20 protein-coding genes, 1 tRNA gene and 1 pseudogene are annotated in these 14,748 nt (G+C 32.5%); 16 read left to right on the top strand and 6 right to left on the bottom strand.

Going from position 1 to position 14,748, the window contains the following annotated elements; all coding sequences use genetic code 11:
* Positions 1-21 precede the first annotated feature (21 nt).
* The 3 genes from AD998_01765 to AD998_01755 form a co-directional block, all read right to left on the bottom strand.
* Entirely contained in the window at positions 22-300 is a 279-nt protein-coding gene (locus AD998_01765; protein ID KOY85041.1) for a hypothetical protein, read from the bottom strand.
* A 99-nt stretch (positions 301-399) separates the two neighbouring features.
* On the bottom strand, positions 400-669 hold the full coding sequence (locus AD998_01760) for a hypothetical protein (GenBank protein ID KOY85040.1): 270 nt from the start codon (positions 667-669) through the stop codon (positions 400-402).
* Positions 670-1,070: 401 nt separating this feature from the next.
* Complete coding sequence (locus tag AD998_01755; protein ID KOY85039.1) at positions 1,071-1,487, bottom strand: hypothetical protein; 417 nt, start codon at positions 1,485-1,487, stop codon at positions 1,071-1,073.
* Positions 1,488-2,110: 623 nt separating this feature from the next.
* Between AD998_01755 and AD998_01750 the strand changes: the two genes are divergently transcribed.
* The 13 genes and pseudogenes from AD998_01750 to AD998_01690 all read left to right on the top strand — a co-directional run bounded on the left by AD998_01750 (position 2,111) and on the right by AD998_01690 (position 9,469).
* Entirely contained in the window at positions 2,111-2,941 is an 831-nt protein-coding gene (locus tag AD998_01750) for a hypothetical protein (GenBank protein KOY85038.1), read from the top strand.
* Complete coding sequence (locus AD998_01745) at positions 2,941-3,414, top strand: hypothetical protein (GenBank protein KOY85037.1); 474 nt, start codon at positions 2,941-2,943, stop codon at positions 3,412-3,414. The genes AD998_01750 and AD998_01745 overlap by 1 nt, the downstream gene beginning before the upstream one ends.
* Complete coding sequence (locus AD998_01740; protein ID KOY85036.1) at positions 3,411-3,674, top strand: hypothetical protein; 264 nt, start codon at positions 3,411-3,413, stop codon at positions 3,672-3,674. Before AD998_01745 ends, AD998_01740 begins: the two co-directional genes overlap by 4 nt.
* Positions 3,658-3,933 (top strand): hypothetical protein, encoded by a 276-nt coding sequence (locus AD998_01735; protein ID KOY85035.1) that lies wholly within the window; start codon positions 3,658-3,660, stop codon positions 3,931-3,933. Before AD998_01740 ends, AD998_01735 begins: the two co-directional genes overlap by 17 nt.
* Entirely contained in the window at positions 3,893-4,183 is a 291-nt protein-coding gene (locus tag AD998_01730; protein ID KOY85034.1) for a hypothetical protein, read from the top strand. The genes AD998_01735 and AD998_01730 overlap by 41 nt, the downstream gene beginning before the upstream one ends.
* The gene (locus AD998_01725) at positions 4,183-5,160 is read left to right on the top strand and encodes a hypothetical protein (protein KOY85033.1); all 978 of its coding nucleotides are present in this window, start codon (positions 4,183-4,185) and stop codon (positions 5,158-5,160) included. Before AD998_01730 ends, AD998_01725 begins: the two co-directional genes overlap by 1 nt.
* A 1-nt stretch (position 5,161) precedes the next feature.
* On the top strand, positions 5,162-5,725 hold the full coding sequence (locus AD998_01720; protein ID KOY85032.1) for a hypothetical protein: 564 nt from the start codon (positions 5,162-5,164) through the stop codon (positions 5,723-5,725).
* Positions 5,725-6,012: a hypothetical protein gene (locus AD998_01715; protein ID KOY85031.1), complete on the top strand. Its 288-nt coding sequence runs from the start codon at positions 5,725-5,727 to the stop codon at positions 6,010-6,012. The genes AD998_01720 and AD998_01715 overlap by 1 nt, the downstream gene beginning before the upstream one ends.
* Positions 6,009-7,100 carry a hypothetical protein gene (locus AD998_01710; protein KOY85030.1) on the top strand — a complete coding sequence of 364 codons (1,092 nt, stop codon included), beginning with the start codon at positions 6,009-6,011 and terminating at the stop codon, positions 7,098-7,100. The genes AD998_01715 and AD998_01710 overlap by 4 nt, the downstream gene beginning before the upstream one ends.
* Positions 7,097-7,351, top strand: coding sequence for a hypothetical protein (locus AD998_01705; GenBank protein ID KOY85029.1), 255 nt, complete (start codon positions 7,097-7,099; stop codon positions 7,349-7,351). Before AD998_01710 ends, AD998_01705 begins: the two co-directional genes overlap by 4 nt.
* Positions 7,327-8,115 carry a hypothetical protein gene (locus tag AD998_01700; protein ID KOY85028.1) on the top strand — a complete coding sequence of 263 codons (789 nt, stop codon included), beginning with the start codon at positions 7,327-7,329 and terminating at the stop codon, positions 8,113-8,115. The genes AD998_01705 and AD998_01700 overlap by 25 nt, the downstream gene beginning before the upstream one ends.
* A gap of 19 nt (positions 8,116-8,134) precedes the next feature.
* Positions 8,135-8,350: pseudogene (locus AD998_01695) on the top strand (hypothetical protein).
* A gap of 291 nt (positions 8,351-8,641) precedes the next feature.
* On the top strand, positions 8,642-9,469 hold the full coding sequence (locus tag AD998_01690; GenBank protein KOY85027.1) for a hypothetical protein: 828 nt from the start codon (positions 8,642-8,644) through the stop codon (positions 9,467-9,469).
* Position 9,470: 1 nt separating this feature from the next.
* On the opposite strand, the gene AD998_01685 is transcribed toward AD998_01690, so the two are convergent.
* Positions 9,471-10,946: a hypothetical protein gene (locus AD998_01685; GenBank protein KOY85026.1), complete on the bottom strand. Its 1,476-nt coding sequence runs from the start codon at positions 10,944-10,946 to the stop codon at positions 9,471-9,473.
* A gap of 151 nt (positions 10,947-11,097) precedes the next feature.
* Positions 11,098-11,170, bottom strand: a tRNA-Lys gene (locus tag AD998_01680).
* A 73-nt stretch (positions 11,171-11,243) separates the two neighbouring features.
* Here AD998_01680 and AD998_01675 point away from each other — a divergent pair.
* The 3 genes from AD998_01675 (at position 11,244) to AD998_01665 (ending at position 14,137) form a co-directional block, all read left to right on the top strand.
* A complete protein-coding gene (locus AD998_01675; protein ID KOY85025.1) occupies positions 11,244-11,975 on the top strand; it encodes a hypothetical protein in 732 nt (243 codons plus the stop codon).
* Between the two features lie 61 nt (positions 11,976-12,036).
* On the top strand, positions 12,037-12,684 hold the full coding sequence (locus AD998_01670; protein ID KOY85024.1) for an acyl-phosphate glycerol 3-phosphate acyltransferase: 648 nt from the start codon (positions 12,037-12,039) through the stop codon (positions 12,682-12,684).
* 64 nt (positions 12,685-12,748) lie between these two features.
* Positions 12,749-14,137 (top strand): peptidase dimerization domain protein, encoded by a 1,389-nt coding sequence (locus tag AD998_01665; GenBank protein ID KOY85023.1) that lies wholly within the window; start codon positions 12,749-12,751, stop codon positions 14,135-14,137.
* A 37-nt stretch (positions 14,138-14,174) separates the two neighbouring features.
* Here AD998_01665 and AD998_01660 read toward each other — a convergent pair whose 3' ends face one another.
* Positions 14,175-14,711 (bottom strand): hypothetical protein, encoded by a 537-nt coding sequence (locus AD998_01660; GenBank protein ID KOY85022.1) that lies wholly within the window; start codon positions 14,709-14,711, stop codon positions 14,175-14,177.
* Positions 14,712-14,748: the final 37 nt, after the last annotated feature.

Raw genomic sequence — 14,748 nt, 5'->3', positions numbered from 1 at the left:
TGCAAGTATTTACTTGTTAAATTAAATAAATTTTTTTATACTTAAAATATTTGATGTGATTGCAATTCTGAAACCATTATTAGTTTCAGACCAAAAAAGTAAGTGAGTGGCGTTTTTCAGTTTTGCAGAAGAAGCAGTCCTCTTGGTAATTTCCCCAGTGCTTTCTTTTACAAACTCTATTTCAAACTTTTCATAAGTTTGTGCTTTTACCACATTCCAAGCAATTTTTAAAGCTTTCTGAAAACCAATGGCTGTTTCTCTTACCAGATTCCAAGCCATTTGAAACACTTTGTTTTTCATATCTTTTATTTTATTGATACAAACATAAATTATTTTTTTATATTTTACAAGTATTTACTTGTATTTTTGTTCAAAGAAATAGAATAGTGAAGATTTCAACTATTCTTGTTTTAGATATGAATCCCTCTCTTCTTCTTGTTGACTAAGAAAGAACCATACGGCTTCTGTAAATAATTTTTGAAGTGGAATTGAATGCTTTATTGCAATATTTCTTGCAATATCTAAGACTTGTTCAGGGAAGGTGAATTTCATTTGTATTGTTTCTTCTTTACAGAAAATCACCTCTCTGGGTGCGATAGGTTTTTGCTCAACCACAATAGTAGGAGCTCCTACATTTTGAAATGTAGATTTGTTTTCTTTACTTTGCATAACATTACTTTTTTGTAAAGTTCACTTCAAGTTTGCCGACCCATAGTGAACTTTTCTTTTTTTTAAAATATTGCCGAAAGGCAACAAATAAGATAAAAAAATTAAGATTTTTTCTCGGCAAAATATTCTGTCAATATCTTGACATATATTTTACTTATTCTAACACCATTTTCCCATTTGCTTACACGGAATCTATTAGTTCCTATTGCTTGTGCAAGTTGTTCTTGGGTCAGATTATGTTTTTCTCTTAATGTTTTTAATTCTGTTCCTTCCATAGTTTAAAGTTACCTAACGGCAACATGATATCCAAATATAAAGGCAAAAATATTTTGCCTTTATTCGTTACTCACAGGCTTTTTGAGACTCTGTTATTAAATGGGAGATATTTTTCTTTATTTTACTTAGTTACAACAGCTTCTATCAACATAAACTTTTGATTTACCACTAAGATAGTAGCAGCCTCCTTTCGGTCCTCTTCTGAGAGTGACACCACTGGGACCGCAATCTGAATTATTTCTTTTATAGCTAAAATCAGTTTTTGTAGGTTTTTGAGAAGGCATCTCATCAACTAAAAATCCATTCCAGATATATCCAACTACTTCTTTGCATTCTTCATCCTTCACTGCTACAAATCCGCTTTTGAGAATTGATTCATCTATATTGACAATCTCTCCAAATTTCTTTGTTTCAATTACATCTGATGTTTTATCTGGTTTTTGCCTCACATTTAGGCTTTGGGCATTTACATATTTCTGTAAACATTGGGATGATGCTATAAATGGCATCATGATAAACGATAGTAAAAAAAGATTCTTCATAAAGATAATGGTGTTTAAACTGTTAAATAAAAAATATTTTGATAGAAAAACAAATTTGTAAACCTGCAATTTGGAGATTTCGAATTATGCAATTTGCATATTTGGTATTTTTCAAACCTTGATAGATTTATCTAATTAATTATCAAATATTTACAATCAAAGTAAATCTGCAATTTGCATGTTTCAGCCTATTTGCAAATTTTAGAAGTCTGCAATTTGGAGATTTGCTTTTAAAAATTAAAAATGTTTATATATTTTTGATTATCAAATAATTGTATCGTTAGTAAATCCGCAATTTGCACAATTCTATGATTTTTAAACAATTAGCTTTGAGTAAATCTGCAATTTGCATGTTTCAGAAACCTCGACTTTGGGAGACTTCTTATATATGATACACTAGATTACTGCATTATATTATTATATATATATTATAATGTTTTTAAAATTTTAGAAAAAATAGAATTATGTGGGATGAAAAAGCTCCCATAAGTCAAAAAATAAAATCGTCCTGCCCGACTTTGTTTTTCAAAGCAAAGTGCAATGATTCTTTTTTGTCCTTAGAATTTTGATTTTACAGGATTTTTTTTATTTTATTTGTGCTGTTTACCTAAAGTGTACCCAGCATGTCTCTCCTTTTAAATAAGATATTTGCACAAAAAGCCCTCAAGAAAATCCTTGTAGACTATTATTCTGGCATCGGTATTAATGAATTTCAGAAATATGCTCAGGATAAAAAGTTATACACTGGTAAAATAGATGGGGACTTTGGTTTGCTCTCTTATGCTGCTCTTTACTCTGATCTAATCAAACCCGTTGAATTATCAGGTTTTAATGACTTTATCCGTGCTGAATATCCAAAAAATCAAATTATTCTCCACCACTCTGCTGGTTGGGACAATGCTCGTGGCATGTTTGAGCATTGGCAAAAAGATGGACAAAGGGCTGTCGCAACCAGTATTGGTATTACTGATGATGGTATAATCGTTCGTGGATATGATGAGAAGTTTTGGGCTCATCACATTGGATCGTTGGCTTTGAACAATGTAGCCTTAAATCAGCAAAGTGTAGCAGTTGAAATCTGTAATTTTGGTAGCCTCATCAAAAAAGGCGATAAGTATGTTACTTGGGTAAATGAATTTGGTACTAAGGGACCAGCAGTTGCTCTTCCAGAAAGCAAGGTCATCGCATTAGACTATAAAGGCTATAAATTCTACGAAATCTATACAGACAAGGAAATTCAATCTCTCAAGAAATGGATTTTAGTAATGTCTCTGAGATGGAATATTGATTTGACTTATAACCACGCTGACATGTTCCCTGGTCTTAGACAAACTTCAATAAAAGCTTTGAGTGGAGCTAATGGTATGTTTACACATAACAGTTTTATTGACTGGAAAACGGACATCTCTCCTCAACCAAAAATAATAGAAATGTTAAAGTCATTAACAATGTAATGAAAGAGGGATTAGAACTTTCACACCTACTATTTGGGGTGGTTGGTGCATTATGTTTGGTTATTCTTTTCATCTGGAAAACTGGGCAGAGTGAAGCAAAAAAGGATTCTAAGGTAGAATCTTCTTTAGCCATGCAGGATAGAGAAATTCGATACTTAAAGGGTTCTAAAAAGAGAATGAAAGAAGATATCGAAAAGTTAAACCATAAAATTGAGGAAAAGGCAGTTAAGAATAATGAGTTGATACAAGTACAAAGGACTCAATTTGAAAATAAGATTATAGATGTGAAAGATGATTTTGACAAAAAAATCATTAAACAGGAAGAAACTTTCAATAAGCAAATTGATAAAATTCAAAAAACGGTCGAAAATACAGAGAGCAAAGTAGATGATGTATTGATTGTTATGAGAGTTATAGAATCAAAATTTGAAGATAAGCTACCAAGAAAACCTACTACAAGAAAAAAAACATGAAAGCATTTTTGAAAGAATTATGGAATAGATTATGGTCTGAAACTCCAAAGTTTTTTAAGAAACTGAGGAATTTTCTTGCTGTGTTTGGTACACTCTCAGGTTTAAGTTCTTATGCTATCACAGGACTTGGACAATTATCTTATTTACCTACTTGGCCTTGGATAGAGCAAACTTTGCGAATTATGGCTTTTATAGGTCTCGTAGGTGCATTTATAGCTCAATTACCTAAAGTTGATAAGCCTAATGAAACCCAACAGTAACCAAAAGAATACCATTCAGGCTTTTGTATCCATAGCCATTTTCATTTCAATTACACTTATCATTTTCTTTTATTCCAAATGGCAGAATGAAAAAGCAGATAAGAAAAGAATTTATCAAGAGAAAAAGAAAGTGGAACTAGAAATAAAACTTTATAAGCAAAATATCAAAGATGAAGAGTTACAAGAAAAAATACAATCAGATGTTGATAGCCTTCATAATGCTATTGAGTTTTTCTCTTCAGGCTCAGACTCCTTGTAGAGATAGTTTGCGTTTAGCTATGCAACACGGAAGAGTTTTAGTCAGGAATGTGGCTCTCAGAGATAGCTTATTGAAAATTCGATTAGAAACCATCAATATCTTAAAAACACAGAATTTAGAATTACAGACTCAGAATGATAGTTTAGGAAAGCAGAGTTTTGTATTTGAACATAAACACTCAAAAGTAAAAAAGCAACGTAATATCTTATTTGGTATACTATTGATAGCAACTTTTATATTGATAATCTGATGTTTGTATTTGATTGTGAGCTGATAATTGGAAACTTTAAATTAAAAACATTCAATAGTGTCAAGATAACTACCAGCAGAAAAACATTAGGAGATACAGCTGTTATAAAAATTGGAGACGCCGGCAGAAAGCAAAAACTTAGAAACTCCATAAAAGTTGGAGATAAGGTAATTTTAAAGATGGGCTACAAAGGTTATCCAATACAAACAGAGTTTGAAGGGTATGTAAGTGAAGTTAGTCCAAATGTTCCATTTGAAATACATTGTTTGGATGAGATTTTCAAAATGAGAAGAGATGTGGTAAAAACTCCTGAAGGTAAACTAGGAATGAGTTGGAAGAAAACTACACTCTTAGATGTTTTAAAGTACATTCTTCAAGGGTATGAAACTGACCTATTTAATGTACCAGATGTAGAACTTGCACCATTTGTTATTGAAGCAAAAGTTAATAGGGCTCAGGTTCTCAAGAAAATCAAGGAAGAGTATGGTTTTGATGTATATTTTAGAGGTAATAAGTTGATTTGTGCTTTGGGTTATACAGAAGTTATTGAAGAACAGCCTATTTTCCATTTACAAAAAAATGTAATCAAGACTGATTTAATCTATCGAAAAAAAGAGGACTCAAAGATAAAATTAAAAGCTGTATCAATTTTACAAGATAATACTAGAGTTGAAGTAGAAGTAGGAGATCCTGACGGAGAAATCAGAACGTGGCACACAGAAACTCCTATTAAAGATAAAGAAAAACTTAAATTATTAGCTGAAGCTCAAATAGAAAGCTATAAGTATGAAGGTTATACAGGTAAGATTAAAACCTTCGGAATACCTTATGCAACTCATAGTATGTCTGCTAAAATTCTAGATGATACATATCCAGAAAGGGCAGGAATTTATTTTATCGAACAAGTTGAAACCTCTGTTTCTGTAACGGAAGGATTTAAAAGGGATATTATTTTTGGTAAAAAAGCAGGAAGATAGTATGGGTGGAGAAACAAAAGAATCAGAGGAATTAGTAAAAGCTATAAGAAATGCAGTTGCGACATCTGCGTCATTTGCGACAGGTAAAGTAAAAGAAGTTGACGCACAAAATTTCACTTGCGACGTCGCATTCGACAATGATGTCGCAGATATGCCAAGTGTGCGACTCAAAGCAGTTATTGATGATAAAGATTTTGGATTGATAGAAATCCCTAAGGTTGATAGTGAAGTTATTATTTTCAAATTAACAACATCACAATGGGTTGTTATTAAAACAAGTGAGTTAGATTCTATTCACTTAAAGATTGGAGAAAATACATTAAAGATAAACTCAGATGGTTTTACCTTTAATGGTGGAGAGTTGGATGGTTTGGTAAAAGTAAATGAATTAGTGCAGAGGCTTAATGCTATAGAAAACAAAGTAAATGATTTGATAGCACACTATAAAACTCATAACCACGCTCATCCAAATGGACCGACAACAGCTTTTGTATCTCCTTTTACTGGAAGTAATCTAACTCTGACACAAAAAAATAACTTAGAAAATCCTCTAATTAAACAGTAATGAATGACTTGATATTAGATAAAGATGGAGATATTTTAATTGAAAATGGTGATTTTAAAGTAGGTGATGCTACTCTACAACATCAAAAGTTAATTATTTATTCAAGCCCTGGGCATTGGAAGTTTGCTCCCACAACAGGTGTTGGAATTGAAAAGTATTATTTAAATGAAAATTTTGCAAAGCTAATATCTGAAGTAAGGAAACAAATGGTGATAGATGGGATGAAAGTAGAAAGTGTTTCTCTCTCAAATACAGGTAATATTTTAGTAAAAGCTGATTATCAATGAAAAACTACATAGTAAAATATGGACAATCGTTACTGGATGTAGCATTAGGTGAGTATGGAGATGCTTCTGCTATTGTGCAATTAGCAAAAGACAATAATCTCTCCATTACATCTGATTTGGAAGTTGGACAGGTTTTATTAGTAGATGAAAACAAAATTATAAAACAAAACATTGTGAGCTTTTTTAGCAAAAATGGAATAAATTTAGCCACAGATATTCCTAAACCAAATAAATCACAAACTATTACATTTCCGAGTATTCCACAATTACAAGAAGGTGATACTCATTATTTATCCGCAACAGCATCATCTGGCTTATTTGTACGGTATGTGAGTAGCAATCCGAGTGTAATTTCTATTGAAAACAATCAAATTACTGTACTTGCCACAGGCGAAGCCACCATTACAGCATATCAGGATGGGGATAGTATTTACTACCCTGCTATTCCTGTTTCGCAGACATTAATCATTGAAGCCATTATCAATCTTGAAGATTTTCTAACACTTTGGTTAGATTATTTACAAACAGACAAATTTAGTTTGAGGGTCAGTGGTGGACATTCTTATGCAGTAAATTACACAGATGGAGCGTACAATGCCAGTCAAGAAACAGGGTCTCTGCAACCTAAACTTACAAGTGAAGGACTGGTTTTTGATGGACTGGATGATGTGTTTAGAACAAATGATTTGGGCGAAATCGTTTTTTGCATTGTGGTGGCAAAAACAAATTCATTATTTACTCCATATAAGCCATTTCTGAGTGGGTTTCAGGGGGGTGTTCCATATCCAAGTATTATGGGTCAGGAGAATCTGGATATATTTTATAGTGGAGGTCCTGCTGGCAATTATACTCAATATGATATCAGGATTAATAATATTTCAACGTCAACAATGTCAGGAGTTGGTGTATTTGATGTTATTTCTGCAAAGTTTGGAAATAGTGCTTCAAACGTATATGATATTGGTGGTAACTATTTAAATGGCAATTTGAATGGTGTTATCAAGGGTATTTTATTTTGTCATACTGAGCCAAATGAAGAGCAAAAAACGTTGATACAAACATTTTTATCAGATTATTATTCTTTATGAGTTTCTTAACATTCAAAAAATTAAAAGATGCTGAGAAAGCATGTCAGCAGATAGATAATTTGATGGGATTTCCTGATAGGCAGGGAACAGAACACTGGGCAGTGCCAATTAAAGCTTACTCAAAGAATTTATGGTATATACCTAAACCTATAGAAATCATAATGGATGGTATTTTATTTTTTGAAGAAAGAGACAGTATTGAAGATTTAAGACAACCAAATGTATTATGCCACGAAGCAAAGAAGAAATAGAAAATCAAATTATTACAGCAAAAGAGGCAGAACCTACTTTGAGCACTCTGAATTCTGTTTCACAAACAGCATTGTGGCGGTCATTTGTAAAATTATCCGCTTTTATCATTAATATTTTCGAACAATTATTTGATGTTTTTAGAAGTGAAGTCAATCAGATTGTGGAAGAAAATCGTGTTGGTAAGACAAGTTGGTATGCAAAGAAAGTCAAAGAGTTTCAACTTGGGGATATTGTGAATGAAAATGCGGAGTATAACAAATTGGATGTTACAAAACAGATTATTACAAGGGTATCTGTAAGGGAAATAGAAGTTGATAATCGAAAACGGTTACTTATAAAAGTTGCAAAAGGAGAACCTCCTGAAAAACTTTCTACTACTGAGTTTCCTCAATTAAAACAATATGTAGAGAGATTCAAGTTCGCTGGTGTCTGGGTGGACTATATCAGCCAAAATGCTGATGATATTTCTGCCAATATAAAAGTTTATTACAAAGATTTGGACGAGGCTACTGTCAAAAGTAATGTAGAATCAAAAATCAATGAATTTCTCAATAGTATTGATTTTGATGGGGTATTCACAAAGAGCAAGTTTATCCCATTCGTTGAATCCGCTGTTGGAGTAGTGGCTATTGAAATTAACAGTGTTACAGCTACTCCTGAAGCAGAAGCATCTACAGTAATTGACCAATTTTATGTATCCAAATCTGGTTACTTTAAATATAACGTATCAAGCGTAATCAATATGCAACTTTATGAAGTATAATTTTGATTTGCCAAAACTAATTATTCAATACATCTCTCTTGCACTTAGAGAACCTAAGTTTTCTACTTTTTTGATTGTATTGTTATCTCCATTAAATCCGATTTTGGCGAATTTTCTATTGTTTGTTGCCAACACAAAAGTAGAATTGATGCAAAACGGGCAGGTTGTCCGTTTGGAGAATTTGCTTAATGATACTTTTGACAATGACCTAAGGCGTATCAGTATTACAGATGCCAATGCAGATTTACTTATAATAGGTAATACAAATCCCATCATGATAGGAAATATAAATCCAGTTATTGTTCCTTATGGAGATACGGACAGCACAGTGGATTTTGTCGTTAAAGTGCCTATCCAAGAACAACCTTTTTTGATTGGAGAGAATGTTCCACTAATAATTGGTAACACAATTCCTCTTATCCTCAAAGACACTCCTCCAGATGGTTTAATAAATAAAATAAAGCGAGTTGTGCAAAAATATAAAATATCAGGAAAAAGCTTTGTAGTACAAGAAATTTAAAAATTTATGAAACAGATAAAATACAATAATCAAGACCAACCATTTGTAAATTCTGATTTTGAGCTACAAAATGAAGAAATTTATAAAGCTATAGAAAACCAGCATAAAGGAAGACAAGCGTTTGTGTTTTCTGGTTGCATTGTGAGTGGCTTAGATATTTCCGAAGGTCTATGTTTCATCAATGGTAAAATTGTAGAATTAGCCGCTGCAACAGTCGCAGCTTTTCCCCGATACATTAAACTTACTCAAGTCGATTACAACCCTCGCTTACACCCACAATCAGGCTCAAACTTGGACACTAAAACAAACTACAAAGCGGAAATTGTAGAGGATAATGATGGCTTAACAGATTATATCACTATCACAAGTTCAGGATGTAATAGAAGGATTCAAAATCACTTTATAAGTGAAAATGGTCACAGGCTTAACTGGTCATATGTGGAATGTCACAAGGATTTTGGAAGTGGTAATCAAAATATAAGTGCAAATTCATCTTCACGTGTTATTTTTACCTCTGAAGTTGATGACCTTGGAGAGTATGATGCATCAACTGGAATATTTACAGCAAATCAATCAGGAACTTATACTTTTCACTGGGGTGGAAGAGTTGATTTAGGCGGTGATGGTTTTTCATTTTTAATAGAATTTTTGGATAATGCTACATGGAGAGTCTTAGCTCAATCTCTGAGAAATGTAGTTTCAATGCAAGGAAATATTACAACAGGTTTCTCAAGAAGGTTGAATGCTGGACAACAAGTAAAATTCTCTGTAGTTTCATTTGCTGCAAATATTTCCGTTCAAGAAGCACATTTAAGTATTATAAGAACAACATAAATTACTTTAATAAGTTATAGGCTTGTTTTATTACGTCATGAGCATTTGCTTTTGCATAAATCTGTGTGGTTTTTAGGTCAGAGTGTCCAAGTAGTTTTTGTATAAAACTGATAGGTAATCCTGAGTTCAAGAGATATGATGCAAAGCCATGACGTGCTGAGTGAAATGTAATGGCTTCATATCTGGGCATTATTTTGGTTATAGTTTCTTTCCCTCTATAATTAATTTGGGTAACCTCATCATTGAAAAGTTTTGATTGCTTTAGTGCAATGTGACCATAAAAATTCATTTTTTGATTAGTCATCATGGGTAATAATCTTTTTTGTTTGCCTCTGTATTTTTCAATAATTTCTATACATCTTTGATTGAGAGGAGTAACAAGGATTTTCTTATTTTTATCCCTATGATATTGAATTATAGGGATATTCTTTTTAGATATTTTATTTTCATAGGATATATCTGTTGAGTCAGAGCCCAGTTGGTTTTTATTTTTTATTAGGAATCCCATTAAACTTTGAGAGTCTTCAAAACTTAGATTACCTAATTTGTAAATCACTTTTTCTTCAAATATTTCCACAGAAGAAATACTCAATTCCGTTAAAGTGCAAAGCGGTTCATAAGGGATACCTGTATTGAAACTAAAAATATAGCAATCTTTTACAATTTCTAAGCTATTTTTAGAAATAGACAATGATTTGCCATCTATCTCTATTTTTTCGTTTTCAAAAGCCGTTTGATAAAACAGTTCTGATTCTTGATAACTCATAGTAAATCTCTGTTCATCAGGTTCTGGCATTCTTTTTAGTTTACTACTGGGTACAAATAGTGTAGGATACTCATCTTTATAGAAATTAGATACCTCTTTAACCTTTTTTATTTCCATATTGATGGTACTATTCATGTATTGATAGATGTCAATAAGGTATTTTTGATAATTCATATAAAAATCAAGATTTACATCATTGATTGATAAAGTGTGGTTTTCTTTTTTTGAAAACTCCATCAAGTGTCTTTGTACTCTTCTGAATATTCGTAGTGTTGCATCATTTAATTGATGTGATTTTATCTCAGTGTATTTGGAGAATAAATCTGTCAATGTAACATCTTTTTGTATTGTGATACTATCTTTCTCACTTTTTTCTGGTGCATACTTTTCTAAGAATTTATTTTTTATCTGATAAAAGTCCATTTCTCGCTTTTCATTCAAGCACAGAATCTTTATTTCAGATACTATTTCTTTTAAAGTTGATTCTAAAGTGTCTAAATAGGAATTTATATGAATAGCATCCGTTGAGTTTCCCTTCATTCTATATCTTCCTTTGACTGGAATATCAACCCCCTTGATTTTTTTCATGGAGTCTCCATCCCAATTTTCTTTTTTGCAAGAATGAGGTGTATAGAACTGAAATTCTTTTTTGCCTTGTCGATAATGTAGGTATATTTTCTCCCCGTCTAGTTTGAACTTGATTGTTGCCATTGTTGTTTTTTAGGAATTTTTTTGTAATTTTACGGAAGCACAACGTAAAATCTTTGTGTTTTGGCAAACCTATAAATCGGGAGTTAAATCAGGAGTTAATAAAATAACTCCTCGTAAATTACTAGCTTACAAGGAGTTATTTATTTATCAGTGATCCCGCTGGGATTCGAACCCAGGACCCATACATTAAAAGTGTATTGCTCTACCAGCTGAGCTACGGAATCATTTGTTTTTTAAGGAGCATTTTCCTTAATTGCGTTGCAAAGGTAGTAATAATAATTTATATCCTCCAAATAAATGCTAAAAAAAATTATTTATTTTTTACTATTATTTTTATTCTGCACTTATAAATATACTTATAGTCAGAGTTTTAAAAATAATTTAATAACGGCAGATTCTCTATTTAAGAAAGGAGAATACTTAAAGGCTGAACCCATTTATCAGAATATTTTTTACAAGGAGAAAAAATATTCGAGTGAAATGCTTTTACATTTAGCCTTCATAGCCAATAAAAAACAAGATTATGTAGCTTATTTATATTGGCTCAATTTATATTTTCAGGTACAACCATCACTCAAAACCTCTGAAAAAATCGGCAATACTGCCAATACATACGAACTTGCAGGATATGAACTTACAGATCGCAAATGGTTTACTATTTTATATCATCATTATTATAGATTCATTGTTTTAGGTTTATGCTTAATAGGCTGTTTAGTTATTTGGTTGTTTCTCTTTCGTAAACAGTCTTTATTAGTTTATAGACGTAATGGTATTTTATTACTTATTTTTTTACTTTTTTCAATTATTTCTCTTAATATTATTCCAGAAACAAAAGAAATAGTCATTGCCCAAAGCAATACATACCTAATGTCCGCACCATCAGGAGCTTCATGGGTTGTAGGTATTGTTCAGAAAGGTCAGAAACTTCCTGTAAACAATGAGCATGATATTTGGGTTGAAGTAATATGGAATAACCAAAAGGTTTTTGTAAAAAAAACACAAGGTTATTTCGGCTCTATATTTTGAGATTTCATCTTGTTTTTGTAAATTGCAAACCGTTTTACACTTTTAAAATTGCTTATTTTAAATGGACACAATTGCTGTTATTGTAGTATGTATTTTAGCCTATTTTTTAGGCTCTATTCCTACAGCTGTTTGGGTAGGAACAAAGATTTATGGGAAGGATGTTAGAGACTTTGGCAGTGGAAATGCTGGAGCTACTAATACCTTTAGAGTCTTAGGTAAAAAAGCAGGCATATTTGTCTTGTTTTTTGATGTTTTAAAAGGTTTTTTAGCTACACATTTGGGTACATTGTTACTTGAGAGAGATAATATTGTTAAAGATGATTTAATTTATTATCAAATGGCTTGTGGGATACTTGCTATCATTGGGCACATTTATCCTATTTTTGCCAATTTTAAAGGAGGAAAAGGCGTTGCGACTATTTTGGGTATGGTGATAGCCTTACATCCACAAGTTTCTCTTCTTTCTATCTTAGTATTTTTATTAATTTTAATTGCAACTCATTACGTTTCTTTGGGTTCTATCATTGCTGGTTTTTCATTTCCTATATTTTTGATGACTGTTCCTGTTTTTAGGCAGAATAATCCCACCTTGGTGATATTTAGTACTATTTTAGCTTTGGTATTGGTTTATACCCACCGTGTTAATATCAAGAGGCTACTTGCAGGTAATGAAAATAAAATTTACTTATTCAGACGAAGAAACGCATAAAAAACATTAATATTGAAAGGTTGAATCACATCAACCTTTTTTAATTTAAAAATATCCAAATTTTATGAAATCTTATATCGAAGAAAATCAGGATAGATTTATTGCAGAATTAATAGAATGGCTTAAAATTCCTTCTGTAAGTACTGATGCAAGCAAAAAGCAAGACGTTCAGCATGCGGCAGAATTTGTAAAAAATAAGCTCTTAGAAGCTGGCGTAGATAAAGCAGAAGTGTGTCCCACAGCTGGACATCCGATTGTGTATGCTGAAAAAATTGTCAATCCAGCATTACCAACTGTATTAGTATATGGACATTATGATGTCCAGCCTGCTGACCCTTATGAACTTTGGAATTCTCCCCCATTTGAACCAGTCATCAAAAAAACCGAATTACACCCTCAAGGAGCTATTTTTGCTCGTGGGTCTTGTGATGACAAAGGACAAGTCTATATGCATGTAAAGGCCTTAGAAATGATGAATAAAATGAACAATATTCCTTGCAACCTAAAATTCATGATTGAAGGTGAAGAAGAATGTGGTTCTGATAATCTTGAGCCTTTTGTAAAAGCCAATAAAGAGCGTCTAAAAGCTGATGTAATTCTTATTTCTGATACAGGCATTATTGCCAACGATATTCCTTCAGTAGAAACCGGACTTCGTGGTTTGTGTTATTTAGAAGTAGAAGTAACAGGACCTAACAGAGACTTACACTCTGGGGTGTATGGTGGGGCTGTTGCTAATCCTATCAATACACTTTGTCAAATGATAGCCTCTCTGAAAGACGAAAAAGGAAGAATAACAATCCCAGAGTTTTATGATAAAGTGGTTGTACTAAGTGCAGAGGAGAGAGCTGAAATGGCAAAAACACCTTTTAGTTTAGAAGAATATAAAAAAGACTTGAATATTGATGATGTTTTTGGTGAAGATGGTTTTTCTACTATCGAAAGAACATCTGTACGTCCTACATTAGACGTAAATGGTATTTGGGGTGGTTATACCCAACCTGGAGCTAAAACTGTATTGCCCTCTAAGGCTTATGCCAAAATCAGTATGCGTTTAGTGCCTAATCAGCACCCAGATGAAATTAATGCATTATTTGAAAAACATTTTAAGGCTATTGCCCCTAAATCTGTAAAAGTAGAAGTTCGTTTTCATCATGGAGGTTTCCCTTATGTAACGCCTACAGATTCTTTGGAGTTTAAGGCTGCAAGCATGGCTTTAGAAGAGAGTTTTGGTAAAAAACCAGTTCCTACTCGTGGTGGTGGCAGTATTCCTATTGTAGCTCTTTTTGAGAAGGAATTAGGAATAAAATCTGTTTTGATGGGTTTTGGCTTAGATTCTGATGCAATCCATTCTCCAAACGAGCATTTTGGAATATTCAATTTTTTGAAAGGTATTGAGACTATTCCTCTTTTTTACAAGCATTATACAAATTTAATGGCTCAAAAAGGATAATAAAAAAGGTTAGCGATTTGCTAACCTTTTTTGTTTTTTATGCAGTTTTTGCAAATTGAATATTGGCGATAATTTTTACTTCATCACTTACTACTACTCCACCTGCTTCTGTAAGAGCACTCCAAGCCAAGCCAAAATCTTTACGATTAAGCTTTCCTGTTACTTCAAAACCAGCTTTTGTATTACCCCAAGGGTCTTTGGTGATACCTCCAAATGCTACTTGTAGTGTAACAGGCTTAGTTGTACCTCTAATAGTCAGGTTTCCAGCAAGTGTATAGTTATCCTCATCTACTTTCTTAAATTCCGTTCCATCAAAAGACATTTTTGAGAAATTTGCAGCATCAAAAAAATCAGCAGAACGCAAATGTTCATCTCTTTGACTATTGCCTGTATTGATCGAGTTTACATCAGCTTCAAAACTAACAGCTCCGCCATCAAAACTGTTTTCTCCACCATGGAGCTCACCATTAAAAATGTTGAAAGAGCCTGTAACTGTTGAAATTACAAGGTGTTTTACCTTAAACTGAAGTTCGGAATGTGCTGGGTCTAAAGCCCATTTTACTGTGTTTGCCATAAAAAGTAGAGTTTTAATATTTTATGTTATATCATTT

It is taken from the genome of bacterium 336/3 (assembly GCA_001281695.1).
Taxonomy (GTDB): Bacteria; Bacteroidota; Bacteroidia; order Cytophagales; family Thermonemataceae; genus Raineya.
The sequence above is the reverse complement of the archived record's forward strand: the minus strand, read 5'-3'. Positions and strand labels throughout refer to the sequence as shown.